Here is a 25,929-nt window from a genome sequence, read left to right as displayed (position 1 = left end):
CTGGACGATTTCTTTCAGGACTGGCAGAGGGTCATTCATGCTTCGCTTCTTCCTGCGCCATCGTCAGGCCTCACGGTCTGCCGCTCTTTTCTCCATGCTGCTGGCAACCGGCCCTCTGGCCAGCCATGCTGCGGTGGGAGCAACCACTCTGGCCGGCAAGGCGCTAACAGTCAGCACCCCCTGCCTGAACCATCTGCACATTACGACATCCGACAGTTTATCTGACGCGGTGCAGATCACGCAGCCTCTGCCAGCGGGCATCAAGGCAGACGTCAATAAAGATCATGTCGTGGTCATCAGTCAGCAAACCTGCCCCCATGCAGGAAACCTGACAATTACCACTCAACCGAGCCTCCCGCTGACAATCGAGAATTCAGGCAGCACGGCCATTACGCTGGATGACCGGAAAGGAACGGTTTTCGTCCGCGCAGGGTCCGCCCCCTTTACCATGGGCCGCGCGGCAGAACTCGGGTTGGTTTCAGATTCCACGGGGCCGATTACCATCACCACGCTGTCTGACAGCGCCCGTATCCGCTCTACCGTATCTGCCCCGGTCACCATCAAGACCATTACTGCGCCAGCCATTGCCCTTTATCTGGGTGGCTCGGCCACTTTTACCGGGGAAAGCGGCAAGCTACTGGCACTGGAAATCACCTCTGCCAGTACGGGCGATGCCGTTCTAAAGGGTGAGACCGATGTCGGCATGTTTCACAGCCTGTCCAGCGGGAATATTGTTATCGATAAGGTAACGGGAACCCTGGCCATTCAGCGCGATGGAAGTGGGAAAGTCATAACAGATGCCGCCACCCCGCGCCGCACACATTCCGACCGGGTCAGCGTTATTCCGTAAAACCTGACGTCTTCTGTGTAAAAAGCATGTTCTTCTTGGGCTGATGCAGTAAAATCAGGCTTTCGTTCCTGTCTTTCAACATTATGATGTCAGAACTGACATGAAATCCCTGTGCCAAATGGCGCAGGCCTCTGCCCTGCCATAAAGGTGGGTAACCGCTTCAGACCAAGGAAGACCCAGCTTGTCACTCTGCCGGCTTTTTATCATGCGCCCTGTCGGCACCATTCTTATGGCCATGGCCTTTGTTCTGGCGGGTGTCTTCGCCTATCGTGCCATGCCTGTAGCCGATCTGCCCAACATTTCAGTACCCGTGATTTATGTTGTGGCGTCCCAGCCGGGTAGTTCTCCCCAACAGATGGCAAGCTCGCTCACAACCCCGCTTGAACGGCATTTGGGCCAGATTGCGGGGTTGACCAGCATGCGGTCCGAATCAACGGATAAAGACGCCTTCGTCCTGCTGTTTTTTGATGATAGCCGGGATATTAACGGGGCCGCGCGTGACGTTGAAGCCGCCTTGCAGGCCGCCCGGCGAGATATGCCAACAACGCTGCTGATGCCGCCGCAATATTTCAAGGCAAATCCGTCTGACAGCCCGATCATGCTGGCCACCATGACGTCAGACACCCGCAGCACCACCGCCCTGCGTGATCTGGCAGAAACGCGGCTTAAACCGCTGCTGGGCGGCGTTAAGGGTGTAGGCTGGGTGGATGTGGTTGGCGCATCAAAGCCCGCCGTGCGCGTGGAGATGAACCCGCTTTTACTGTATAAATACGGGGTCGGGTTTGAAGACGTCCGGTCTGCTCTGGCCTCAGCCAACGCCAATACCCCAAAGGGCTTTATTGACTCCGGGGGGCAACGCCTGACGCTGGAAACCAACGATCAGGCCCGCACGGCAGAACAATATCAGGATCTGGTAATTGGCTACCGTAACGGCCGCCCCGTGCGATTGGCAGACGTTGCCAAAGTGCGGAATGGCCCACAAGACGAGCGCAAGGCTGGCTGGTATAATAAAAAGCCTGCCATTATTGCCGTCATCCGCCCCCAGCCGGGCGCAAACGTCATTGAAGTAACGGACGCCATTCGGGCACGGACCACTATCCTCGCAAGTGCCCTGCCGCCTGACGTGTCTTTCAAACTGGTATCTGACCGGTCTGTCTCTATCCGCGGTGCGTTGATTGATACGCAATATACGCTGGTTATCTCCGTCTTGCTGGTGGTGCTGGTGGTGCTGGCTTTTTTACGAAGCTGGCGTTCAACGCTGATCCCCGCCATTACAGTGCCCATTTCACTGGCTGGCTCTTTGGCCGTCATGCATATGCTGAACTTCTCGCTCGATACCCTGTCGCTCATGGCGCTGACCATCGCCACCGGCTTTGTGGTGGATGATGCCATTGTGGTGGTGGAAAACATTGCCCGCCACATGGAAGACGGTATGAGCCGTATGGAGGCAACGCTTCTTGGCTCTCGCGAAATTGCGTTTACCATCCTTTCCATCACCATTTCGCTGATTGCAGTCTTTCTGCCGCTGCTGCTGCTTGGGGGCGTGCCGGGCAAGATTTTCTTTGAATTTGCCATGACGCTGACAACAGCCGTCTCGGTCTCTTTCTTCCTGTCAATTTCTCTCACGCCGATGATGTGCGCCTACATGCTGGAAGTGCATCATGACGGCGCACCCGCCAAACCTAACCGGAACATCCTCAGCCGTATCGCGACGCTGCTGGCGGATACCACCGACAAAGGTATGGCCCACCTGATGCGTGGGTACACACGCTCCCTGCGGTGGGCATTACGGCACCCGTGGCTTATTTTCTCGACGTTGCCGCTCAGTTTCTTTGCGACCATCGGCATTCTGATTGTCATGTCGAAAACCATTCTGCCGGCTGAAGATATTTCCCTGATTGAAAGCTACCTCAGCACTGACCAGACAAGCTCTTTCAAGGCAACGTCAGCCAAGGCGCAGAAGGTGATTGACGCCATGATGGTTGACCCAGACGTGGAATCCGTTCTGGGGTTTGCTGGGGAAGATTCTGCCAACAATGCGCAGGTTTTTGCCCAGTTGACGGATAAGGCTGGCCGGTCTTCCACGCCTGAACAGATTGCCGCCCGCGTGCGCGCCCGTGTGCGCGACATTCCGGGCCTTACTGCCAGTATCTCCAATTCAGGGGATATCAACGGGGGTGGCCAACGGCAGCATGAAGGGACCTACACCTACATTTTCCAGAGCGACAACGACGAAGATATTTACACTTGGGTGCCGCGCCTGACCGAAATTTTGCGCAAGAGCAAGGTGTTGGTTGGGGTCAACAGCCACTTATCAGGCAATGGCACAGCCATGCATGTGCTGATCCAGCGTGATACGGCAGCACGTTATCTGATTACACCGCAGCTTATCGGCAATGCTTTGTACGATGCCTTTGGCCAACGGACAGCATCTGCCATTTCCACCCCGCTAACGACCTATTATGTGGTGATGGAAGTTGAGAAATACTTCCGCGAAAACCCGGAAACGCTGAAAACGCTTTGGGTTTCGACCTCTGGCGGCACGGCCTCTGGCGCTATCGCGTCAAACACTGTACGCGTGAAAAAGCCGACTGACGCAACCGCATCAAAAGCCACCACCCTGAGCGAGCAATCATTCCGCAACGCCATTGCCAACCGGCTGGCAGGCGGTGGGGCTGGGGCGTCCAATGGATCTGCCGTGTCTTCATCTTCTGAAACCATGGTGCCGCTGCCAACTGTTGCCCGATTGGTGACAACCCCCACCCCCTTGGAAGTCAGCCACGAAAACGGCTTTATTTCAGGCTCGATTTCCTTTGACCTCGCCCCCGGAAAATCTCTGGGCGACGCCACGTCTGAAATTCAGAAAGCCATGGTCAGTCTGCACACCCCCATAGCCCTGCATGGTGATTTTTCCGGGCAGGCCGGGGATATGCAGAAAAACATGATCAACGAGTTGCTGGTCTTCGTTGCGGCCCTTGTGACCATGTACGTCACATTGGGTGTGTTGTATGAAAGTTATATCCAGCCACTGACTATCCTTTCCACCCTGCCCTCCGCCGCTGTGGGGGCAATGTTGACCTTATGGATCTGCCAGCAGCCCTTCTCGCTCATCGCCATGATTGGCGTTATTCTTCTGATTGGCATCGTCAAAAAGAACGCCATTCTGATGATTGACTTCGCCCTGCATGTTGAGCGGGAACAGAACATGGCCCCGCAGGATGCCATCTATCAGGCGTGTATTACCCGCTTCCGCCCTATTCTGATGACAACACTTGCGGCCGCCTTTGGTGCTGTGCCTCTGGTTTTCGGCCACGGATACGGGGCTGAACTGCGCCGCCCGCTGGGCATAGCCGTTATTGGTGGTCTGGCCACCAGCCAGTTGCTAACTTTGTATTCCACACCTGTTGTCTATCTGTTCATGCATCGGCTTGGGGCATGGACCAAACGCAAGGGTACAGCCATACGCAACCGGTTTAGCCGGTCTGGCCACCCCGCATCAAACACCGCGCCCTCCCGCACGCCGTAACGGCGGGAGGCGCTGATAGCCATTTCCCCCAAAAGTCGGTAAGACACAGGCCATTGTTTGAACCAGACAAGGACCTGACTCTATGTCAACCGACACTCTGCCTGACCGCCTTTCCGTTAATCCGGCCAGCCCCTTTTACAATGAAGCCCTGCTTGAACGCGGCATTGGCGTACGTTTCAAAGGCGTCGAAAAAACCAATGTTGAAGAATATTGCATCAGCGAAGGCTGGGTACGTGTTGCCGTTGGCAAAACGGTCGACCGTCATGGCAACCCGCTGACCATGAAACTTCAGGGCCCGGTGGAAGTTTGGATCAAGGACTGAACTGCTTCCCACACATGGCACATGGATAATTAAAGACCTTATATAATTATCCCCTTGTGTTAATGTAACCGTGTAAATGTGACAGCGTCCAGGGAGATCACACATGACCCAGCCAGCTACCGGCACCCAGCCGGACCTTCGCTATACTGTTGTTATTGTGGGGGGCGGGTCTGGCGGTATTGCCGTGGCAGCACGTCTGCTGCGTGAACGCCCGTCTCTGGATGTTGCCATTATTGACCCTGCTACCACCCATGCCTACCAGCCGGGCTGGACGTTGGTCGGGGCCGGTGCCATGACGCTGAAAAGCACGCTGAAACAGGAAGGCGCGCTTATTCCCTTTGGCAGCACATGGATCCGTGCGGCCGTGGCGTCTTTTCAGCCTGACGAAAACCGTGTCACGCTGGAAGATGGACGCACCGTTGCTTACAATCGTCTGGTGGTCTGCCCCGGCCTGCAACTGGATTGGGACAAGATTGAAGGCCTGAAAGACACGTTGGGCCGCAACGGAGTATGCAGCAACTATTCCAAGGAAACGGTGGAATATACCTGGACCTGCATCCAGTCTCTGGCAGGTGGCACAGCGCTGTTCACACAGCCCCCCATGCCGATTAAGTGCGCTGGCGCACCGCAGAAAATTGCGTATCTGGCGTCAGACTACTGGCGCAAGCACGGCACCCTCTTCCGCACAAATGTTGAATTCTGCCTGGCGGGTGATGCGCTGTTTGGTGTGGCGTACTACCGTCCGTCCTTGCAGGATGCCGTGGATTATTACGGTATCAACCTGCAATACAAACACAATCTGATTGCCGTAAACGGGCCAGAGCGCAAAGCAACCTTTGCCATCACGAATGCCGAGGGCAAAACCGAGCATGTGGTGAAAGAGTTTGACATGCTGCATGTCACCCCACCGCAAAGTGCTCCTGATTTTGTTAAGCAAAGCCCACTAGCAGGAAGCGGCGGGTGGGTCGATGTTGACCCTGCCACCCTTCAACACACCAAATATCCCACCATTTTTGGGCTGGGTGATGTGATTGGCACCTCTAATGCCAAGACCATGGCTGCGGCCCGTGCCCAGACCCCGGTTGTGGTGACAAACCTGCTGGACTCACTTGATGGGAAGCCGCTTTCTGGTGCGTATGACGGTTACGGTGCGTGCCCGCTGACAGTCGGGTATGGCAAAATCGTGCTGGCCGAATTCCTGTATGGCGGCAAACCGGCACCCAGCTTCCCTTACGACCAGCGGAAACCCAGCCGCTTTGCTTGGTATCTGAAATCTACCGTCTTCCCCCGCGTGTATTGGGACATGATGCTCAAAGGCCGTGACATTTCGGTGCCCCACCACCCGGAATGGAGCAAAGCATAACAGCCGCTTAACCTGCTGGCGTGATGGAACCCCCTGCTGTGTCAGGGGGTTTTCTTTTGCAACCACGCCAAAACCACAGGCTACGTGCAGCGCATATTTGTCAAAAACGTCTCCTGTTTTGTAAAGTCTGTTTTCTCCCGCTCTCTGGTCAGTTCTTTGTCGGCACAGAACACCTCTCATTTGGCTGTATTCTAACCGCACCCGACCATTTTCTTGTCCTCCAGCTTAGGGATGCCTCGTGTTTCACCAGACACCCATTGCCCGCTCCTGCCCGTTCCTCCCACCCGCTTTCCTCTTCTGCTGCTGTTCTGTGAAACGCGTTCTCATGGTGGGAGCCCTCCGCTCATGATGGCGCGTATTCTTGTGCTCTCCTTTGGGGCCTTCGTCTGGCAGGTAACGGAAATTCTGCCCATCGGCTTGCTGACTGACATTGCCCATGGCCTGAATGTGTCAGAAGCGCAGGTCGGTCTATTGGTTACAGGCTATGCGTGGCTGGTGGCTTTAACCGCCATTCCCCTAACCATTTTAACATCTGGCATCGATCGGCGTTTTCTGGTGGCCCTGCTGCTGGCACTGGTCGGGGCGGTCAATCTGCTGTCTGCTATGGCCCCCAACTATGCCGTCATGGCACTTTTACGGGTTGTGCTTGCTCTTGGGCATGGCATCTTCTGGTCCATTATCTCCGGGTTGGCTGTGCGCCTTGCACCTGAATTGCCAATCGCCCGTGCAACTGCGCTGGCATTTACAGGGGTGGCTGTCGCATTTGCCGGGGGCATCCCGCTGGCGTCTGCTATCGGCCATTGGGTTGGCTGGCGCGCTGCTTTTTCCCTTAGTGGTGCGTTGGGTGTTGCTGTATTGGCTGCGGCACTGGTTCTTTTACCCCCGCTGCCCAGCGCCCGGCGTCACATTGATATCCGGCACCTGATACGACAGCCTACGCTGCGTTACATCGCGCTTTTAACAGCCTGTGCCGTCACCGCGCATTTTGCAGCTTACACATATGTCGTGCCGCTTCTGCAAAGCCTTGTTTCAGCCACATCGGCCCAGATTCCCCTTATGCTGCTGGTCTTTGGTGGCGCGGGTATTCTTGGTAACTGGCTGGGCGGTCGCCTGCCGTTTTCCGCAGGTCGTTCTGTTGGGCTGGCGTTGGTAGGGTTAGTTGCTAGCCTTGGTCTGCTAATGCTCTCCAGCCAGATGCCCGCCCTTGCGTGGGTTGATCTGACATTGTGGGGCGTTATCGCTGCCCTTATGAATCTGGGCCTTCAAAGCTATGCCCTTGAACTCGCCCCAAGCCAGCATGAAGCCGCATCCTCATTCTGCGTGACGGGTTTCAATGCGGGCATTGGCACAGGTGCGCTGGTGGGTGGCCTCACGCTGTCATCCGGTGGAGCATTTGCCGTTCTGGCATGTGGCGGCATATTGGCCTGCGTGGCGTTGGTTGTGTTGCAAAGAAAGCCTCTCCAGAAAGCTGCAACCTCACCCTGAACCCTACGACTTATGGCAATAAAAAAGGCCCCCTCTGGGGCCTTTTTTATTGGCGATGGTTAGAAAGAACGATGGGAAGCAAAGAAGCGCCTCACCGTTCATCACTTTCCCGCTTTGGCAGCATGGCGGGCACAAACAGCAATGTTGCCAATAATGTGCAGGCAAGAGACAGCAGCAGCAGACGCCCCATGCTGGCTGTGCCCGGATGATGTGACAGAGCAAGTGACCCAAAAGCGGTGCCCGTCGTCAGTGCAGAAAACAGAACTGCGCGCGCTGTGGGGGATGCCAGAGGATACTTCACGCCATCCCGCCAGTTCATGACGAAATAGATGTTGAAGGAAACCCCAACCCCCAACAGCAATGGCAGCGCGATGATGTTGGCGAAGTTCAGTGTTTCAGGCAGCAGCACAATCAGAATGACCGTCATAAGGGCTGACAGCATCAACGGTGCCAGCACCAGCGCCATATGGGTCACGCGCCGCAAGGCGAGGAACAGGATAAGCGCGATCATGACAATGGCCGCCGCCGCTGCCTGTTCAAAGGCTTTCACAATTGACCGTGCGCTTTCAACAATATCAACAGCAGTGCCGGCAATATTGGGCTCAACCTTTTGCAGGGATGTCACGAATTTCCGTAACGCACCGCTGTTTGACATCACGCCGGTCGGGTGAACCTCAACCAAGGCCCGTCCATCGGGCAGCAGGTAATCGTCAGCCAGTTCTGGCGGTACGTCTTTCAGCGTGACCGGCTTCGCCTGAAGCATGACCCGTAGCTGGTCAAGTTCCTGCGGCAGGAAGCGCACAAGTGCCGTATTGGCCCCCTGCACAATCTGGTCAGAGGATGTTGCTAGTTTGGCCAATGCAGCCTGAATACGACGCAAGGGGTCCTGTGGCGGCAGTTTATCCAGAATACCGCCCAGCGCCGTTGCGGTATTCTGGGCTGCATCACGCAAAGCCTGTGCATCAGGCGCAGGTTTGGGGGACGGCACAATAAGAGTCGGCAGTAGAATAGAGGCTGCATCCTGAATCAGGGCCAGCTTTTCGTCCTGCTTTTCCGGCACGAAAGACCCAAGCCACATGGCGTCGTGCACACCCGGCACATCAGAAAGACGCGCGGCCTGTGTTTTTGCTTCATCAAGAGATTTAACCAGCAGTTCCGCACTGTAGGGGGATGACTGCGGATTGGTCATGAGCAGATGAAGCGCCTTCATCCCCTCGGAATTCGGGTTTTTGGTGTGCAGTGGGTCACCATCAAACTGCAAACGCGGCACAAGCACCAGACCCAGCACAGCAACCACGCCAAATACCGCCAGAATAACCTTACGATGATGACGGATTTTCACATCAACCGGCTGCATGAAAGCATAGCCCATGCTGGGGCAATCAAGCGGTGGGTGACAGATTTTCAGCAACGCAGGCAGGAGGCCAATGGTGCAGACAAATGCCACCATCATGCCAATACCCGCAATCAGCCCAAGCTGGGCAACACCCAGAAACGCTGTCGGGGTAAAGGCCAGAAAGCCAGCAGACGTTGCAAGGGCAGCCACCAGAATCTGGTGCCCCGTTTCATCACCCGTTTCGGCCAGAGCCGCTAAAATACCCTGCTCGCTGCCACCATCCTGATGCTGCGCACGGAACCGCACCGAAAACTGAATAGCAAAATCAACTGCAATCCCAACAAACAGAATAGCAAACGCCACTGAAATCAGATTCAACGTGCCAACGGCAACAGCGGCAAAGCCTGTGGTCAGCAGCAGACCAACAACCAGTGTCACCACAATTGGCAGCACCACACGCCAGGACCGCACTGCCAGAACAAGCCACAGTGTCACCAAGGCCAGTGACCCCAGCAGGCCTGCCACCATGCCTTCTGCCACCGTGGCAAATTCTTCATCATCAAGCTGCACCTGACCTGTCAGATGCACTTTCACATGCCCGTTGCGCACGAATTCAAGCGAATCCGCAGCCTTTTTCATGGCATCAGCCGCAGCACCACCGGGCTGAAAAGACCCGTAATCCAGCTTGGGCTGTGTCACCACAAACTGGTAGCGGCCTGACAGATCAGACAGTTTGCCGCCCAGCAGTCGTTCCCAGGACAGAAGCTGTGGATGGCCCGCAGCAGCCTTTTCCATATTGTCTGCAAAGCCACCAAGTGCAGCCTGAAAACCACCAAGGTCAGCCTGCCCCTGCTTCACACCTTCGGCAATCATGGACAGGGTCCCAAACAGCCCACGGGCTGAAGGGTCCTGTGCCAGAGCGGACAGAAAAGGCTGCGCCGTAATCGTGTCGTTCAGCACCTGTGAGAGCGGCTGGGGTTCAAGAAACATCAACCCGTTGCGCATCAGATACGGATTAGCGTCCGGGCGTTCAGCAAAGTTGAAATGTGTATGGTCAGCAGAAAGACGTTCCGCCAACAGACGGGCTGTCTCACGCCCTTCTTCAGGCAGATCCGCTTCAATGACCGCAACCAGCAGATTTTCCTTTTGCGGGAATAACCGCCCCATCTCATCTGAGCGCTGTTTCCATTCCAGACGGTCAGACAGCATTTTGCTGGTGTCTGTTGTCACACCCAGAAAGTTCATGCCGGCAAAAACAGCGCCGCCCGACAGGATGAAGAAAAGTGCGACAGTTGCATAAGCATGACGCGCACAGAATGTAATGAAACGACCTATGGGTGCGGAGAGCATAGCTGGCGATCAGTTCCCGAAAAATTCACGGCACAAGGCAAAAACGTTACGTTCGTTTGGACCAACCGCCCTACCTGATGCAAGGGAGGATATGCACACCAGCCCACTGACACTTTACAGACCAGAGCTTGAAAGCGGGTTTTCACCCACAGATTGCGGGCAGGATGGTGCAGAAACGTGGCTGGGTACATGCCATTTATGTTCAAGCCATTGCCACACCCCAAGGGATGGCAAACCCCATGCAATTTCGCGCAGGCGCTTGATGAGTGAGAGAGCAAGCGCCATTTGCGGCGGCACACCAAACAGGCCACCGACAAGAATATACCCGCCTTCAGACACACCAAGCGCGCCCGGCACGGCAAAGCCGATCGATTTTGCGGCTTCCCCCACCCCTTCAATCACAAACCCTACAGCCAGCGAGCAGTCATACCCCATGAAATGCAGAATCAGGCAGACTTCCACAGCCCCCAGCGCCCACCCCAGATACTGAAGCAGAAACCCGGAAACCGCATTCCGTTTGACCTTATATAGTCCCAGCACTTCCTGATGCAGGCCGCGAATACCATCCACGCCGCTCCAGCCAAGATGCCCGGCTATTTTCACCAACAGCACCTCGACAAAGGCCACAGCCCCCAGCCACTGGCTGGCGAACATTGCCAGACCAATACCCAGTGCGACCAAAGCGCTTTCAAGCAGTTCGTCTGTCACGGCGGAGCGCTTGACCAGAAAAAACAGAAGCCCAAGCCCCATGAAGGTGAACAGAACCTGACTGAGCAGTTCAAGCGTCAGGTCGCAGATGGTGGCAGCAGCCGCACGGCGCGTACCCAGCCCCCGCTTGGCCAGCAGGCGGCTTGACCAGACCTCGCCCCCAACCTGTGCAACGGGGAGAAGATTATTAATGCCTTCACGCACGCAACGCAGGGCAAAATAGTCCTGCAATGGCAATGGTGCGCTATATTTCTGCCCCGCAATGACCCGCCACGCCTGGGCGGAAAGAGCAACCTGTACCGTATGAAACAAAATGGCGGCCAGGATACCCCAGCCGCCAGTCATAACCAGTGCAAGAATAGAACGGGCACCAAACTGCATCAGCATCCAGACTGTAAGACCCAGCCCCAGAAGACCTGCGATGACGGTAACCCGCTTCATTCATTCCCCCGTTCTGTCAGGGCTCCATTCTGGCACGGCAGCCCATTATTATCTGACCTTAATCTGCCGCAGCAATGCAAGTGACTCGACACAGGCAGCCGCTGCTTCACGTCCTTTGTTATGAATGTCGTTACGGGAACGAAGTTCCGCCTGTTCTTCGGTATATGTTGTCAGAACGCCAAATGCGATTGGCACCTCGGTGGCCAGAGAAGCCTGCATCATGCCGATGGTGGTACCCAGACTGATGAATTCAAAGTGCGCTGTATCACCTTTGATAACGCACCCAAGGCAAATTACGCCTTCAAAACGACCGGATTTTGCCAGCGTCTGGGCCAGCAGCGGCATTTCAAATGCACCTGGGGCAGCAAAAATATCATCTTCAGCCACGGTAATGTTGTGTTCGCCCAGCCATTCAATCGTTCCATCACGCAGACCGCCTGTCACGTCTTCATTAAAGCGGCTGACAATCAGGGCCAGACGCGGGGCGGGCGTCAGGTTAAGGTCTGGCAGGGAAACGGGGATCCGTGTGCTCATAAAACTATCCTTGTCTCAAACAATAGCGGCTATCAAACTTCAGGCGTGGGCACCCACGTCCGCATCACTCGCGGAAAAGTGACTTAACCGATGCCCCATACGCTGCCGCTTGGCGTGCAGGTAGGCGCGGTTAAAGGGATTAACAGGTGTTTCAAGGCCGATTCTCTGACGCACCACAAACCCACGGGCTTCAAGGGCCCGCACTTTGTCTGGATTATTGGTCAGCAGATCAAGCTGCCCCACACCAAGGTCACGCAAAATAGCAGCGGCAGCGGTCCAGTCGCGCACGTCGGTTGCAAACCCCAGCTTGTGGTTGGCATCGACCGTATCCAACCCTGCATCCTGCAATTCGTAAGCCCGGATTTTGTTAACCAGCCCGATGCCACGGCCTTCATGCCCGCGCACGTAAACAAGTACGCCGGTTTCAGCCTGCCCGATTGCCTTCAAGGCCGCATGCAACTGGGTGCCACAGTCACAACGTAAAGAACCAAGGGCATCGCCCGTCACACATTCTGAATGAAGGCGCACCAGCGGTACAGCCCCTGCTGCGGCCGGGTTCCCTTTAACAAGGGCCACATGCTCAACATCCTGCGCATCACGGAAGGCATGGATAACCAGATCCTCCCCGCCATATGCGCTGGGCAGAGCAGCTTCGGCCAGGTCAGCCAATGTTTCCTCATGCGCGCTCTCCCCTGTGGGGGCAGGTTCTGTCACATCATGGGCCAGAGGCGTCAGCCCATGGTGGCTGACCCAACGCACCAGCTCCGCAATGGAGATAATCGGCATGTCATGCTTGCGGGCATAGACTTCCAGCTCCGGCCGACGGGCCATGGTGCCATCATCGTTCAGAATTTCGCAGATAACGGATGCCGGACGTAGCCCTGCCAGTTTCAGCAGATCAATCGAGCCCTCGGTGTGCCCAATGCGCTCCAGCACCCCACCCGGCGCAGCCCGTAGGGGGAAGATGTGGCCCGGCGTTGCCAGATCAGCCGGGGAAGCAGTTTCTGATGCAGCCACCTGAATGGTATGGGCGCGATCAGCCGCCGAAATGCCGGTTGTCACCCCTTCACGCGCTTCAATAGAAACCGTGAAAGCCGTGCTATGGCGGGCCGTGTTGTCAGTAACCATGGGGGGCAGCCCCAGACGGTCAACCTGCGCCGGTGTCAGTGGCAGACACACCAGACCGCGTGCATGCGTCACCATGAAGTTCATGGCTTCCGGCGTCATGAATTCCGCGGCCATGACCAGATCGCCCTCGTTCTCGCGATCTTCATCATCAACCATAATAATCATGCGCCCGGCCCGCAGGGCTTCAACCGCCCGTGCCAGCGCCGCAGAGGGAAGAGCAGTCATCAAAGCTGCTCCTTTCACTTCGTCTGGCATAGAACCTCCACATATTTTGCAATCACATCCACTTCCACATTCACCGCATCACCAAGGGTGAGTGTGCCCAGCGTTGTGTGCGTCCAGGTATGAGGGATGATCATCAGCGCGATTGGAAACACGCCGTTTTTTACATCCCCGATTTCATTCAGGGTCAGGCTGATGCCATCCAGCGTGATGGAGCCTTTTTCAACCATGTAGCGGCGCAGGTTTTCAGGAACCTCAAACACCACGCGTCGGGCATCGCCCGAGGTGGTACACTCGGCAAAGCGGGCAGTGCCATCAACATGGCCCTGCACAATATGGCCAGAAAGCCGGGTGGATGGTGTGACAGCACGTTCCAGATTCACGTACCCGTCAGCCTTCACCGCACCCAGAGTTGTGCGATCAAGCGTTTCACTGCTGATGAAGAAACGGGCCACACCGGTTGAGGCTGGTTCTACCGCTGTTAGGCACACCCCATTCACGGCAATGCTTTCGCCCTCGGCAATATCCTTCAGCCCGGTATCGACTTCAATCATCAGCGATTTGTCACCCGGTTCGGCTTTGAGAACGCGGCCCAGAGATTCGATTATTCCGGAAAACATGCTTGCTCCTGCGTGCATCGTGCCCACTCCGGAAACAGAGCAAGCGGCGTGACATCATGGCGGGTTGAAACGGTATAATGGTCTACCCCCGCGGCGTTCTGGCGAATGGTCAGCCAGTCGTCCCACAGGTTCATTTCCTTCAGGGCAGCCAGAAGGGTTGGCCCGGCTTCGACCAACACCCACAGGGCATCGGTTTTGCCCAGCAGGGCCGGAAGGTCTGAACAATTACGGCAAAACAGCACATCAAACTGTTGCTGCCGTGCTGCCAGCCATGCCTCGGGCGTGTTGGCCTGCTGGCCACACACCACCAACACGCGGCGGCGGTCTGCATGGTCAGCAACATGCCGGACGGTGAAGGACGGGTTATCGGCTGTTACTGTGCCAGTGCCAGTCACAATACCATCGGTCGCACGGCGCAGCACATGCGCGAACGTGAGCGAGGCTGGCGACGTAAATGTTGTCTGCCCTGAGGGCGGCACCATTGTGCCTGCGCTGTTCAATGCCTGCTTGACCGTAATCCACGGCCGACCCTGCGTCATTTTGCACGCAAACGGCGCAAGCAACGCTTTGCACAGCGCGAACAGATCTTTCCCATTCGGGCTTTCCGCCAACCAGTGAACGGCAACCCCGGCATCCGCCAGACAGGCAGCGCCACCACCCGCCACTGTCGGGTTGGGGTCAGCACAGCCAATCCACACCGTTTTAACGGGGGACTCCAACAGCGCTTCAGTGCAGGGACGGGTGCGGCCGGTATGATTGCATGGCTCAAGGGTGACAACAGCGGTTCTGACACGGTCAAAAACACCAGCTTCCTTGGCCTGCTCAAGTGCCAGACGTTCGGCATGGAGCGTGCCTGCCTTGTGATGCGCGGCAATGGTCAGCACTTCACCTTCGGCATCAAGCAGCACACACCCAACCGCCGGGTTAGGGGCTGTCTGGCCGACAAAGCGACATGCCTCGGTCACCGCTGCACGAAATGCCCGTGCAACCTGTTCCGGCACAAACTGTAAGGGGTTTTGTTGCAACGCCCTGTATCCACTTCAGCCTTGACCATAAACCGGACAGACTCAGGGCATACAGCAGCGTTCACCGCCAGCTTCTTCAGTTACGAAGAAGCAGACACTGCCATCGTTCTCTCTCATCCGGACTATACCGTCGGCTCCGGAATCACACCGGATCTGCTGACCCTGCCGAAGCAGGCGCTCGCGGGCTTACAGCAGAAAATTCTGCCACTTACCGCCGGTAGGGAATTGCACCCTGCCCTGAGAACGTCACACCCGCCAGAAAAGCGGCTGTAATTCGTATGATGGGGATATTACGCGCCAGTTGCAAGAGAGAAATTCATCACGCTTCTGAGCGGGCTTTTATCACCCCTTTCCCATGTGACCCTTTTTCCCATACCCAACGCGACAGCAGGCGGGACGCCATTCTTGCAAAATGTTTCGGTTTAATTATGATTAAGGCATGCCATGTCTTTTAATTCAAAGGACATTCACACAAAAACGGATCATGCTGCGTCACTTCTAATGAAAGCCCGTTCATGAGCCTTAGCCCCGGCACGCTTTCTCTGTTTTTTGCCAACACACCTTTTCAGAAAAAAGCCAGTGCACCGTTTTTTCAACGCTCTTCCCTGCTGGCCCCGCAGGGCTGATGCAGATACCATAGGGCCATGCCCAGACCCGACACGTACTTAACGGAATATCCATGACCAAACCCAATAAACCGGGGCAACAGCCTGTACCTCCAGCAGAAGAAGGCTCCGGTCTTGCCGGATGGATAGACCGTCGGCTGCCGGTTATCAGCGGGTTCAGGGCTGAATATATTGACTTCCGCATGCCCAAAAACCTGAACGGATTGTGGAACTTCGGGGCGATTCTAACGGTCGTTCTGCTGCTGATGCTGGCAACAGGCACGTTTCTGGCCATGCATTTTACACCCACAGCAGCCGAAGCCTTCCTTTCGGTTGAAGCCATAGACCGTCAACTTCCCGGCGGGTGGCTGCTGCGGGCCATGCATATGACCGGGGCCAATCTGTTTCTGGCCGCGCTCTATATCCATCTGTTCCGCGGGCTGTATTACGGGTCCTACAAATCCCCGCGTGAGATTTTATGGATCAGCGGTCTGCTGCTTCTGGTTATGGTCATGGCCACCGCATTTGCCGGCTATGTGCTGCCGTGGGGCCAGATGTCCTACTGGGGGGCGGATGTTATCAGCAAGGCCGTCGGCGCTGTGCCGGTCATTGGAAACACGCTGGAGCATATTCTGGCAGGCAGTGACCATCTGGGCGATATTTTCCTGCACCGCTTCTTTGTCATCCATTTTATTCTGGCGTTTCTGGTGGTGGCCGTTGTGGGTATTCACGTCGTTGCCGTGCATGTTGCGGGGTCAAACAACCCTGTAGGCATCGAACCCAAGACCCCGAAAGATACCGTGCCGTTTCATCCTTACTTCACCAGCAAGGATCTGTTCGGTCTGGTGCTGTTTGCCCTTGTCTTTGCGCTACTGATGTTCTTCTGGCCCGGCCTGCTGATGGAGCCGGATAATTACGCCCCGGCCGACCCCATGCACACCCCGGCGGATATTGAGCCAGAATGGTACTTCCTGCCTTTTTACGGGATGCTACAGTCTGTTCCGTCAAAATTTGGTGGTCTGCTGGCCGCCGCAGGGTCTTTGCTTATTCTGTTCGCCTTGCCGTGGCTTGACCGCTCGCCGGTGCGATCCATGCGGTTCCGACCCATCTGCCGCGCCGGGCTGCTTGTGCTGGTGGCCTCTTTTGTGGTGCTGGCTCTGGTTGGGAAACACCATGCACAGGGGAACTGGATGGCTCTGGGGCGTTTGGCCACACTGTATTATTTCGGGTATTTTCTCGTGTTGCTGCCTGTAGCCGCACGCAAGGAAAAAACACGCCCGTTGCCTGCTTCCATTTCTGCCGCACAGGGAGACGCCTGATGTCTGCTTCCTCCCTGTTGCGTCGTGTTTCTCTGGTCTGTGGCCTTGCTCTGGCCGCTGTTGCGGCTCCTGCATCCGCTGCTGAAACGCCCGCCCCGCCCCATCAGAAATGGAGCTTTGACGGCGCATTTGGTCAGTTTGACCAAGCCAGCCTGCAACGTGGGTTTGTGGTGTATGACCATGTCTGTTCAACCTGCCACGGTATGCGCAGCCTGACCTACAATGACCTGTCTGGCATTGGCATGAGCCAAAAAGCGATTACGGATCTGGCCCATAGCAAGCAGTTCCCCGGCCCGGCAGATGAAGATGGGCAGCCCACGACCCGCCCCGGCACGCCGGATGACCACTTCAAATCCCCCTTCGCCAGTGACGCTGCTGCGGCTGCCATGATGGGCGGTGTTGCCCCACCCGACCAGTCGCGACTTGCGTTAATAAAACCCCACGGAGCAGACTGGCTTTACGCGTTTCTGACCGGCTACCGCATGCCCCCGCCCCCGGGAGCCCCCATGGTGCCCGGCAAGTTCTATAATGAATGGGCTGACGGCCACCTGATTGGCATGCCGCCACCATTGGTTGACGGCGGCGTCACCTTCCCCGATGGCACAAAGGCAACGGTTGAACAGCAAGCGCGCGATGTTTCAACTTTTCTGGTCTGGGCGTCTGACCCGCACCGCAATGCACGCCACCATATTGGCAAAGGGGTTGTGCTTTACCTGATTGTTCTGCTTCTGCTGGCATTTGCGTGGAAAAAGAAAATCTGGAAACGCCTGGACGGAAACTGACACATGGAAAACACTCCCCCCATGACGCAAGAAACACCTGAGTCTCCAGCAACGGAGCAGGAACCAGGCCGCCGTGATTTTCTGGGCATGGTGACCACTGCCGGGGCTGTAACCGGCGTAGCTGCCTGCGCCATCCCTTTTCTGGAAAGTCTGACCCCGCAGGACAGTGCATCCGCCCATATGCCGGTTGATGTTGATGTATCCAAACTTGCACCGGGCCAGCAAACAACCGTGGTCTGGCAGGGCAAACCGGTCTTCATTCTGCGACGCACACCAGAAGACCTTGCCAAATTGCAGGATGCCGCGTTGTCAGACCGCCTGCGGGATGCAGCCTCGGCTGATCTGCAACAGCCTGCATATGCCAAAAACTGGCACCGTTCCCTGACGCCAGAATATGGAGTTTATGTCGGAATCTGCACCCATCTGGGGTGTGTGCCGTCTTACGCCCCAGCCCCCGGAGCCGCCCCTGCGGCGGATGCCAAAAACACACTAGCTGGGGGGTATGCATGCCCGTGTCATGGGTCAAAATTTGACCTTGCGGGCCGTGTTTTCAAAGGGGCTCCGGCTCCGTATAACCTTCCGGTGCCGCCCTATTTTATGCCGAACCCGACAACCATTCGGCTGGGGGAAAACCCCAAAGGGCAGGATTTCGACTTCTCAACCATCGTCCAGATCTGAAGCCAGTTGATGCTGCACGGAGGGAAGGGTACACCCTCCGTGCAGCCCTATTAGATCAGTGCGTCGCGTTGTGCAGTTTGGTGACTGTTTCCAGAGTTTTGCTGACATGCGTTTCTGGGTCTTGGCTAACGTAGCTCAGAACGACCTTGCCATCTGGTGCAATCACGTAAGAAATCCGGTCAGAATGCACGAAAGACCCCTGTGAGCTCAGGGATTTATAAAGCGTCGCCACTTTCCCACCCGGATCTGCCAAAACGGCAAATTTGCTGCGACATTCGTCTTTTGAAAATTCGGCCACACGGTCCACATTGCCAGCGGTCACACCGACAACCGTTGCGCCCTGCTTCGTGAAATTATCGGTTGCTTCGGCAAAAGCATGTGCTTCCAGCGTGCAGCCTTTGGTGAAGGCCGCCGGGAAAAAGTACAGCACAACCGGACCTTTCTTCAGTGCCTCTTTCAGGGAAAATGTTAGCGGCGTGCCGCCCAAAGCCCCTTTAAGCTGAAAATCTGGGGCCTGTTCCCCTTCTGCCAAAGCAGCATGGGCCTGCTGTGCCACCACAACAGGCAGAGCCGTCGCGCAAACACCCACACCCGCCAGCGCAAGCCCAGCGCGCAGAATTACCCCAGTTAGTTTTTTTGACGTTTTCATTAGCGTTCCCCAGTCAGCTTTTATTGTGCCTGCCATCATGGCCCTAAAAGAGCAGAGCACCAATCGTCTTTAACAGGGTCAGAACGCCCAGACCGCGTCACAGTTAAACCAGAGCATATTATTAGTGCCATTTGTAACAATCGGGTTCTGCTGGGTGCCAGCCTGATTGAACGGACGGGTACCGTTCAAAGACTTATCCAGTCGTACTTCGGGCCGGATGGTAAACTTGCCCAACCCCAGATGTTTGTTGACGAATTCAGGCCGATAAGACGCCCCCACGGTCAGTTCACCATAGGTTGTCGGAGGAGCCGCATAATATGAATAGGGCCGATTGCTTAACGACCGTGTGTAGGAGGTCGTGCTGGCATATTCACTGACGGTGCCGCCAGTATTATCACGGAAGACCTCGCCCCTCATATTCAAGGTCAGCCACGGTTTGATATCCCACGCCAGATAGCTGGTCACGCCATACACATCATCCCGCGTCGCATTATCGTGCAGATACGTGCCATCAACCGTCACACTTAGCTTACTGTTAAGGTGATAGGTGGCCATGATGTCACCGTTATATTGCATCAGGTGATTGGCGGCTGGGCCTATACCAGAACTGCTCCAGCCATCAGGCGATGTGACAGGGCGACCATTATTACCCTCCGGCCCAAAGCGCCCAACAGCGTGGATATCCAGCTTTCCATCCAGCAAATGGTTGAAGGCGAAACCGAAATATCCCTTTGGTTTGTTATTGTTGCCAGATGCCCCGAACGTGGTGGAATTACCGGCGTCTATCCCCAGTATCCAATCCATATGTTTTGTCAGGTGCAGTGTGGCAACAATCCCTACAGTCTGAAACGGCACAATGTAATCAGACGCATAATTGAATGTGTAGAACGGTCTGGCGAGTGCCGGTGTACCTTCGGCCCCCATAAGGCCGTACATCTGCCCGATCTGCACATCTATGCCATGCCTGAAAATCCACGGGAGATGGGCATCCAGATGCACCTGCGTTGGTGCCCACTGATACAATCCGCTGATTGCGCGCTCCCCCATGCCGATCGTCGGATCATACCGTGCATCCGAGCCATACATGGCTTCCAGCACAAAACCGATTCCATACCCGCCTCCGACATCTGTGACAGGGTGCGAGAGAGACCCCATGATCTGGTTCATGGTGATGGTGTTGGCGCGGTCATTATAATACTGGCCAAAATTGCGACCAGAACGTGTCCATGGGTTTCCGGTAATCCCTGCTTCAACAGAAAGATGGCCTTCCAGCCCGTCCCAATACGATGTTGCGACCCCGTTTTTGGGGTGAAAGAGATTACCAACATGCGGTTTGGGAGCATCCGCACCCGGCTGAGGAGCCGTTGAGGCAGCAGGCTGAACCTGCATGCCATCCGTTGGGGTTCCGGCAGATTTATCGGCTTTTGGTGCTGCGGGGGCCGGGGAAGCAGTTATCCCCTTCTGCACGCGCGCAGGCGAAGGGTATTTATGGGCGCGTGACGGATGTGTCAGCCCAGACCGGGACTGGGGTGGATGCGCCACAGATGACCGAGCGTGTGCAGGCATATTGCCCCAGCCTATTGCCGTAGCCATGCACCCGATAGCCAGCCCTGTTTTCCAGTCTTTACGCAGCATAGGCTTTCTTCATTTTTCTTTATTCTTATAACGATTCCGAAATTACTTTCGTAACCTTAGTTTAACTGCACCTTATACCAAACGCACCAGAGTGTAGCCCCCTTTGCCTCATTTTAAGAGGGGGGCTGGCAGGTAGCTGATATGCCAACATCTTTCTGCGGCAGCCCTATAACAGACAAAACTTTTCCTACGTACAGTGCACCATATCACACTCCTGGTGTGATATGACTTTCCAAATCACCGCTTATCAAATCATCAGATGGAAGTCATTGTTCCCCCACACAGTGAGGCAACCCTTTTTGCCCCCTAAACATCTGCAAGATGGAGAAGTAGAATGGCTGATATTGTTGTTGTTTATCACTCCGGTTACGGCCACACCCGCAAAGTGGCAGAACATGTTGCCAACGGCGCGGGCGCTGAACTGGTCGCCATTAACGAACAGGGTGACCTGACGGATGCCGACTGGGCAAAACTGAGTGCTGCCAAAGCAATCATCCTCGGTGCGCCAACCTATATGGGCAACGCAAGCTGGCAGTTCAAAAAATTTGCTGATGCAAGCTCAAAAATCTGGTTCACCCGTGGGTGGGAAAACAAGATTTTCGGCGGCTTTACCAACAGTGCCAGCTTGAATGGCGATAAAGGGACGACGCTGGCATGGCTGCAAACCCTTGCCGCACAGCATGGAGGTATCTGGGTCAGCCTCGGGCTGCTGCCAAGCAACACCAAGGAAGCCAAACGCACCGACCTGAACAACCTTGGTGGGTCAGTTGGCCTTCTGGTGCAAAGCCCGGCAGATGCCAGCGTAGATGAAATTCCGCAGGGGGATCTGGATACGGCCGTTAGCTACGGTAAACGTGTTGCTGATATTACTGCCCGCTTTTCAGGCTCGTAAGACTACACTTTTTAGGTAAGCCACACAGGCAGCCCCGTATCATGAGCCAACGGCTTGGGTACGGGGCTGTTTTCTTTACACGGCAAGGATAGCGCACCAACACTCTAAAACCTTTTTTAGATACCCTTTATTTCACGAATGGTTTGATAAAATTCGGTCTAGCTCACAACACCCAATTACTCGAAAAGCGGCAAGCTCAAGTATGTCTGCCATGCTTTACAGCCTCTTTCTCACGGCCAGACGACTCCCCATTTTATACGCAGCGATGATGCTACAAGGAAGAACAGTGACTGCCTCCCTTAGCCAACTTGTTTTTACAGACCGTTCTGGCACCTGCCTTGATAGTTTTATTTATTGTTCAAAGCATTTTGAAAGACCGTTATGAGCCATCCTTCTCATTCCTCCCCTTCTGCTCTTACTCTTAAAAAAGAACTTGAGGACCTAAACCGCAAAATTGCTGAAGCGGAAAAGACAGGTTCTGAACACGTCCACGCTTTGCAAAAACGTGCTCACGAAGTCACGGAACAACTGGCGCGGCTTTCTTCCTGACGCTCCCCACATCTTGCAGCCATGTGTTGATGTTCCATCAGCACTGCTTTCCGTGCTGGCTGGCAATCCAATAAAAAGATGTATCGATTAACCAGTCATGCGTTCGCGTTCCTTCTGTTTATTTAACGCGATGCGCTTTTAGTGCTGTTCCGGGGTCGTTATGTCTGGCCGTTTACAAGCCAGAATGCGCCCCCTATTTGTAAATGGGACGATAAAAGATATGCGCTTTATTCCCCTGCTTGCCGTTGCCGCAAGCCTTGCCATTACCCCGGTTGCTGGCCATGCGACCTCACTGCACACGCATTGGGAACAATATAAAGCCGGGCGTGCATTCCGCCACCTATCTGCCGATGGGCAGAAGGCACTGGGCGATATTCTGAAGGCGCATGACCTTCTGTCTGCTGGCAACACGGATGCCGCTATCCCGGCACTTTATGACGCCAACAAGCGTCTGGTTGCCGCAGGAAACGCCAGCAAGAAATTCAACGCTGCGGAATCAGCCCTTCAGCCAGCACCGCAACATGCTCCGGCTGCTGCTCACGTTGCTGGGGCCGCGCCTGATGTGTGGATTCCGGTTGGGGGCGAATTTATTGCCAGTGAAACCCTGGCCCCGGAAAAGAAAGCCGCCATTGCGACAGCAAACAAGCAGCTTCAATCGGGTGACACCCAGCAGGCAGCACAAAGCATGCAGATTGTTGGCGAAGATGTTGACTTCATCGTCGCCCTCGCCCCGCTGGCACAGACACAGGGTGCCCTTAACCGTGCGACTGTCTTCACCGAAGGCCGTCAGACCAAAGACGCACTTGATGCGCTTGATCAGGCACTGAACGGACTAGTTTTTGTGTCTCAGGATTTTGTGGAAACGTCCATTCCCTCTACAAAATCTGCACCTAAAGCTAAATAAGTTACGTATAGCAAACGGCAGAAGGAGATATTCTCTTTCTGCCGTCTGCATCTGTTTGTGACGTAAGTTGAAAAAGAATTTTGACTGTTACGCGGCAAATCCGCTTAAGTGGTTTTAACGCCCTACTCTCTCAGCAAAGAAACACCATGCATATGATGAAAAAAACAATCGTAATTGCCTTGGCTGCTTTTTTGCTTTCTGGCTGCAAAAATTTTTACCATAGCAGCTGCCCCGGCTTTGCTGGTGAAAACCCGGAAGCACGGGATGGTATTCGCTCGGTCATTGAAACCTGTAACTGATTTTCTCTGCTCGTAATCCGTAGGCGTTTTCACTCAACACTGGTTTTTCAGCCTTTCTGCGCGCAACCCCCTTGTCCGCTATCACGTTTGTGGATGTGATGTTCTTTTTGGCGGGGTGTAGAGAAGATTGATGACCAGCAAGCCGTTCCGTGTGCTTTTCCCTGTTCTGGCTATTCTGTTCATGGGACTGATGCCGCCATCTCTGACTGTTCAACATGCAGCACAGGCGGCTGAAACAGCAGACAGCACACCCGCTACCGCCCCGAGCAAGCAACCGGCAACGCCGCTTATTTCCGATATTTCGGTTGTGGCGTCAGACGCCACGTTGGACCAGATGGGCAGTGAAATCCGCTCCATCTATCAGGATAGTCTGAAAAATTATTCCAAAAGCGAAAATGCGGCTGTTTTTGCGTCCTTGCTGAAACGCGCCACCGTTGCCTCGACCCGTGCAGATGCGCTGCTGGCCAAAATCAAGCCCTATGAGTCCGTTTATCAAAGCTTTCTCGATATTCTAGGTAAGCCACCCGGCAAGGATGAAGCACCAGAAGCGGCGTCTATGACCGAACAGCGCAAAGCGCTGACCGCAAAGCAACGAGATATTTCCGGGCGGATAACACGCCTTAAACTATATCAGTTGGAAGCCCAGCAACTGGTTGATGAACTGCGTCAACACGGCACAGCCATTCAGCAGGCTACCCTGACGCAACGCTTCCCCTCCCCCATCGGCGTCAATTTCTGGACGCAACTTGTTGCCTCCTCCGGCGATGACGCAAATCGTGTCTCCGCGTTCGCTCAAGAGACCGGAAGCGTCCTGCTGGAAGCGTTCAAAGGACGACACGCCCTGCTGACATTGGGGTGCATGGCGGTATCAGGCCTGCTGCTGGCCCTCTATTTTTTCTGTCACAACATTGTCCGCCTGTTGGTTGCCCGCTTTCTGCCTACCGGGCGTATTCGCCCGATCGCAGCAACCGTTATTTGCGCCATTATCAGTATTCTTGCGTGGGCTTTTGCCTTCCGCATTACGTGGGCGGGTATCGCCTTCAACAACCCCGCTCTGGGTGAAGACCTGGATACGCTGGCAGACATGGTAGCGGCTCAGGTGCCACTCTGTGGGTTTGTTATTGAGCTGGGCATCAGTCTTCTATCGCGTAAGCCCGAATGGCGGGTTTTCCCCATGCCAGATAAAATTGCGCGTAATTTACGGCTGTTCCCTATCTGGTTTGCGGTAGCCCTGATTATTCGTGGTGTGCTGCGCTATGTTGACACCAAAAGCGGCCTAAGCATTCTGCCCATACAACTGATGGACGGTCTTTACACTCTGGCTGTCAGCCCGCTGCTGTTCGCCATACCGCGCCAGCTTCGCCTGTCCGCAGAAGAAAATGATGATGCTCAGCCAACGGTGGCCCCATTTCTACGCACCGTTGCTATGGCCATTTCGATTGTCTGTTGGCTGGCCGTGCTGTCTGGCTACATTCCGTTGGCTTACACCATTATTTCCTGGGTGTCGGTCATGGCCGTTTCCATGACGGGGCTGTTGCTGATTTCCCTGCTGGCAACAGCTTTGGGCAGCAGTGTTTTCCCGTCTCATGGGCCTATTGGGCAACATCTGGTGCAACTGGGTTTGGCGGCGCGGCTGGTTGATCAGGCCAGTGTGGTTATTCCGGGTTTGATCAGCGTATTTCTGTTGGTCGTGGCATTTTCCGTCGCAACAGCAGGAGCAGATTTTGACCCGGCACAGGTTGGCAACCGTATTTTATACGTGTTCCGTGGGCAAAGCGGTGCATCGACAGAAGATAGTTTCCATATCTCGCTGGATGCTATTTTGCTCTGCGCGTTGCTGCCAATTATTGGCTATTATGCCATTCGTATTCTTAAAAACTGGTTTCGCCAACGCTTCTTCCCCACAACGCGCCTTGATATCGGGGTGCAGGCGTCCATCATGAATATTGTCAGCTATTCAGCATGGATCCTGATTGGCCTTAGCATGGCGTCGGCCCTTGGCGTGACCATGAAGAGCATGACATGGGTGGTCAGTGCCCTGTCCGTGGGTATCGGTTTTGGTCTTCAATCCATTGTGCAGAACTTTGTTTCAGGCATTATTCTCATGGCTGAACGCCCGGTTTCGATAGGCGATGTGGTGGATATTGCCGGTGCACATGGTGAAGTGGCGCGCATTAGCGTGCGCTCAACCAACATCAAACTGGCTGATGGGTCGACCATGATTGTGCCGAACTCACAGTTCATTACCTCTGCCGTGCGCAACGCAACCCGCGCTGAAAAACCCGGTGTTTTCACTATTGTTCTGCAACTTCCTTTTACGTCTGACCTGCACAAAGCCATGGACGTTATGGTCGCCAGCATGGCAGCCACAAAAAATGTTGACCCCAAGCTGACACCCACAGTCAGCATAACGTCTGTAGCTGACGGGTCCGCCTTGTTGACCGGCACGGCCAGAGCACGCACCGGACTGGATACTGCAAGCGTACGAAGCGAAGCGCTGTATGATATGTGGCAGGCGTTTCAGGAGAACAACATTCCTATCTCTGTTCCCAACATGCTTGCCCCACCACAGGCATAACATAACGGCCGGGCTTCAATAGTCCGGCCGTTTTTAAATAAACCCCAATGTTGTTTACTTTACATTGTTCAACACAGATGGGACTGTTAATTCCCTGCAAATGATACTGACTATCATCTGCAAGGTTTG

The 25,929-nt window shown here is 55.2% G+C and carries 20 protein-coding genes and 1 riboswitch; of the genes, 12 read left to right on the top strand and 8 right to left on the bottom strand.

Going from position 1 to position 25,929, the window contains the following annotated elements; all coding sequences use genetic code 11:
- Positions 1-37 precede the first annotated feature (37 nt).
- The 5 genes from Abin_RS02660 to Abin_RS02640 all read left to right on the top strand — a co-directional run bounded on the left by Abin_RS02660 (position 38) and on the right by Abin_RS02640 (position 7,546).
- Positions 38-850: a hypothetical protein gene (locus Abin_RS02660; RefSeq protein WP_052948148.1), complete on the top strand. Its 813-nt coding sequence runs from the start codon at positions 38-40 to the stop codon at positions 848-850.
- Positions 851-1,031: 181 nt separating this feature from the next.
- Complete coding sequence (locus Abin_RS02655) at positions 1,032-4,376, top strand: efflux RND transporter permease subunit (protein WP_048844760.1); 3,345 nt, start codon at positions 1,032-1,034, stop codon at positions 4,374-4,376.
- An 82-nt stretch (positions 4,377-4,458) separates the two neighbouring features.
- Positions 4,459-4,698, top strand: a complete 240-nt coding sequence (locus tag Abin_RS02650) for a DUF3297 family protein (protein WP_048844759.1) — start codon at positions 4,459-4,461, stop codon at positions 4,696-4,698.
- 103 nt (positions 4,699-4,801) lie between these two features.
- Entirely contained in the window at positions 4,802-6,061 is a 1,260-nt protein-coding gene (locus tag Abin_RS02645) for an NAD(P)/FAD-dependent oxidoreductase (RefSeq protein WP_048844758.1), read from the top strand.
- A gap of 345 nt (positions 6,062-6,406) precedes the next feature.
- A complete protein-coding gene (locus tag Abin_RS02640; RefSeq protein WP_255319242.1) occupies positions 6,407-7,546 on the top strand; it encodes an MFS transporter in 1,140 nt (379 codons plus the stop codon).
- A gap of 91 nt (positions 7,547-7,637) precedes the next feature.
- Here the strand turns inward: Abin_RS02640 and Abin_RS02635 are convergent, their stop codons facing one another.
- From Abin_RS02635 to ribD, 6 genes are all read right to left on the bottom strand, one after another.
- Complete coding sequence (locus Abin_RS02635; RefSeq protein ID WP_048844757.1) at positions 7,638-10,232, bottom strand: MMPL family transporter; 2,595 nt, start codon at positions 10,230-10,232, stop codon at positions 7,638-7,640.
- Positions 10,233-10,346: 114 nt separating this feature from the next.
- The gene (locus tag Abin_RS02630) at positions 10,347-11,381 is read right to left on the bottom strand and encodes a flippase-like domain-containing protein (RefSeq protein ID WP_048844756.1); all 1,035 of its coding nucleotides are present in this window, start codon (positions 11,379-11,381) and stop codon (positions 10,347-10,349) included.
- Between the two features lie 48 nt (positions 11,382-11,429).
- A complete protein-coding gene (gene ribH / locus Abin_RS02625) occupies positions 11,430-11,915 on the bottom strand; it encodes a 6,7-dimethyl-8-ribityllumazine synthase (RefSeq protein WP_048844755.1) in 486 nt (161 codons plus the stop codon).
- 39 nt (positions 11,916-11,954) lie between these two features.
- The gene (locus Abin_RS02620) at positions 11,955-13,268 is read right to left on the bottom strand and encodes a bifunctional 3,4-dihydroxy-2-butanone-4-phosphate synthase/GTP cyclohydrolase II (protein ID WP_048844859.1); all 1,314 of its coding nucleotides are present in this window, start codon (positions 13,266-13,268) and stop codon (positions 11,955-11,957) included.
- 14 nt (positions 13,269-13,282) lie between these two features.
- A complete protein-coding gene (locus tag Abin_RS02615) occupies positions 13,283-13,885 on the bottom strand; it encodes a riboflavin synthase (RefSeq protein ID WP_048844754.1) in 603 nt (200 codons plus the stop codon).
- A complete protein-coding gene (gene ribD, locus Abin_RS02610) occupies positions 13,870-14,910 on the bottom strand; it encodes a bifunctional diaminohydroxyphosphoribosylaminopyrimidine deaminase/5-amino-6-(5-phosphoribosylamino)uracil reductase RibD (protein ID WP_255319241.1) in 1,041 nt (346 codons plus the stop codon). The genes Abin_RS02615 and ribD overlap by 16 nt, the downstream gene beginning before the upstream one ends.
- A 101-nt stretch (positions 14,911-15,011) precedes the next feature.
- A riboswitch (FMN riboswitch) is annotated at positions 15,012-15,159 on the bottom strand.
- Between the two features lie 430 nt (positions 15,160-15,589).
- On the opposite strand from ribD, the gene Abin_RS02605 reads away from it, so the two are divergent.
- The 3 genes from Abin_RS02605 to petA are packed head-to-tail and all read left to right on the top strand — an operon-like array spanning position 15,590 to position 18,294.
- Entirely contained in the window at positions 15,590-16,834 is a 1,245-nt protein-coding gene (locus tag Abin_RS02605) for a cytochrome b (RefSeq protein WP_048844751.1), read from the top strand.
- Positions 16,834-17,616 (top strand): cytochrome c1, encoded by a 783-nt coding sequence (locus Abin_RS02600; protein ID WP_048844750.1) that lies wholly within the window; start codon positions 16,834-16,836, stop codon positions 17,614-17,616. The genes Abin_RS02605 and Abin_RS02600 overlap by 1 nt, the downstream gene beginning before the upstream one ends.
- 21 nt (positions 17,617-17,637) lie before the next feature.
- A complete protein-coding gene (gene petA, locus Abin_RS02595) occupies positions 17,638-18,294 on the top strand; it encodes a ubiquinol-cytochrome c reductase iron-sulfur subunit (RefSeq protein ID WP_048844858.1) in 657 nt (218 codons plus the stop codon).
- 55 nt (positions 18,295-18,349) lie between these two features.
- Here petA and Abin_RS02590 read toward each other — a convergent pair whose 3' ends face one another.
- Both Abin_RS02590 and Abin_RS02585 read right to left on the bottom strand, forming a co-directional pair.
- Entirely contained in the window at positions 18,350-18,943 is a 594-nt protein-coding gene (locus tag Abin_RS02590; protein WP_048844857.1) for a peroxiredoxin, read from the bottom strand.
- A 78-nt stretch (positions 18,944-19,021) separates the two neighbouring features.
- Positions 19,022-20,578 (bottom strand): outer membrane beta-barrel protein, encoded by a 1,557-nt coding sequence (locus tag Abin_RS02585; protein ID WP_255319240.1) that lies wholly within the window; start codon positions 20,576-20,578, stop codon positions 19,022-19,024.
- A 334-nt stretch (positions 20,579-20,912) separates the two neighbouring features.
- Between Abin_RS02585 and Abin_RS02580 the strand changes: the two genes are divergently transcribed.
- The 4 genes from Abin_RS02580 (at position 20,913) to Abin_RS02560 (ending at position 25,800) form a co-directional block, all read left to right on the top strand.
- Positions 20,913-21,470: a flavodoxin family protein gene (locus Abin_RS02580; RefSeq protein ID WP_048844749.1), complete on the top strand. Its 558-nt coding sequence runs from the start codon at positions 20,913-20,915 to the stop codon at positions 21,468-21,470.
- A gap of 769 nt (positions 21,471-22,239) precedes the next feature.
- Positions 22,240-22,923 carry a YfdX family protein gene (locus tag Abin_RS02570; protein ID WP_048844748.1) on the top strand — a complete coding sequence of 228 codons (684 nt, stop codon included), beginning with the start codon at positions 22,240-22,242 and terminating at the stop codon, positions 22,921-22,923.
- A 152-nt stretch (positions 22,924-23,075) separates the two neighbouring features.
- Positions 23,076-23,222 carry a lipoprotein gene (locus tag Abin_RS02565; RefSeq protein ID WP_158319882.1) on the top strand — a complete coding sequence of 49 codons (147 nt, stop codon included), beginning with the start codon at positions 23,076-23,078 and terminating at the stop codon, positions 23,220-23,222.
- 130 nt (positions 23,223-23,352) lie between these two features.
- Positions 23,353-25,800 (top strand): DUF3772 domain-containing protein, encoded by a 2,448-nt coding sequence (locus Abin_RS02560; protein ID WP_052948147.1) that lies wholly within the window; start codon positions 23,353-23,355, stop codon positions 25,798-25,800.
- Positions 25,801-25,929: the final 129 nt, after the last annotated feature.

This window comes from Acetobacter indonesiensis (assembly GCF_000963945.1).
GTDB lineage: Bacteria > Pseudomonadota > Alphaproteobacteria > Acetobacterales > Acetobacteraceae > Acetobacter > Acetobacter indonesiensis.
Note: the sequence above shows the minus strand (reverse complement) of the source record. Positions and strands in the feature narration are given on the sequence as shown.

Coding starts and splice junctions, on each gene's coding strand:
- Abin_RS02650 (WP_048844759.1), top strand. CDS start 4,459: ATGTCAACCGACACTCTGCCTGACCGCCTTTCCGTTAATCCGGCCAGC.
- Abin_RS02560 (WP_052948147.1), top strand. CDS start 23,353: ATGACCAGCAAGCCGTTCCGTGTGCTTTTCCCTGTTCTGGCTATTCTG.
- Abin_RS02640 (WP_255319242.1), top strand. CDS start 6,407: ATGATGGCGCGTATTCTTGTGCTCTCCTTTGGGGCCTTCGTCTGGCAG.
- Abin_RS02645 (WP_048844758.1), top strand. CDS start 4,802: ATGACCCAGCCAGCTACCGGCACCCAGCCGGACCTTCGCTATACTGTT.
- Abin_RS02570 (WP_048844748.1), top strand. CDS start 22,240: ATGCGCTTTATTCCCCTGCTTGCCGTTGCCGCAAGCCTTGCCATTACC.
- Abin_RS02615 (WP_048844754.1), bottom strand. CDS start 13,885: ATGTTTTCCGGAATAATCGAATCTCTGGGCCGCGTTCTCAAAGCCGAA.
- Abin_RS02590 (WP_048844857.1), bottom strand. CDS start 18,943: ATGAAAACGTCAAAAAAACTAACTGGGGTAATTCTGCGCGCTGGGCTT.
- petA (WP_048844858.1), top strand. CDS start 17,638: ATGACGCAAGAAACACCTGAGTCTCCAGCAACGGAGCAGGAACCAGGC.
- Abin_RS02660 (WP_052948148.1), top strand. CDS start 38: ATGCTTCGCTTCTTCCTGCGCCATCGTCAGGCCTCACGGTCTGCCGCT.
- Abin_RS02605 (WP_048844751.1), top strand. CDS start 15,590: ATGACCAAACCCAATAAACCGGGGCAACAGCCTGTACCTCCAGCAGAA.
- Abin_RS02600 (WP_048844750.1), top strand. CDS start 16,834: ATGTCTGCTTCCTCCCTGTTGCGTCGTGTTTCTCTGGTCTGTGGCCTT.
- Abin_RS02585 (WP_255319240.1), bottom strand. CDS start 20,578: ATGCTGCGTAAAGACTGGAAAACAGGGCTGGCTATCGGGTGCATGGCT.
- Abin_RS02580 (WP_048844749.1), top strand. CDS start 20,913: ATGGCTGATATTGTTGTTGTTTATCACTCCGGTTACGGCCACACCCGC.
- Abin_RS02565 (WP_158319882.1), top strand. CDS start 23,076: ATGATGAAAAAAACAATCGTAATTGCCTTGGCTGCTTTTTTGCTTTCT.
- Abin_RS02635 (WP_048844757.1), bottom strand. CDS start 10,232: ATGCTCTCCGCACCCATAGGTCGTTTCATTACATTCTGTGCGCGTCAT.
- ribH (WP_048844755.1), bottom strand. CDS start 11,915: ATGAGCACACGGATCCCCGTTTCCCTGCCAGACCTTAACCTGACGCCC.
- Abin_RS02630 (WP_048844756.1), bottom strand. CDS start 11,381: ATGAAGCGGGTTACCGTCATCGCAGGTCTTCTGGGGCTGGGTCTTACA.
- Abin_RS02620 (WP_048844859.1), bottom strand. CDS start 13,268: ATGACTGCTCTTCCCTCTGCGGCGCTGGCACGGGCGGTTGAAGCCCTG.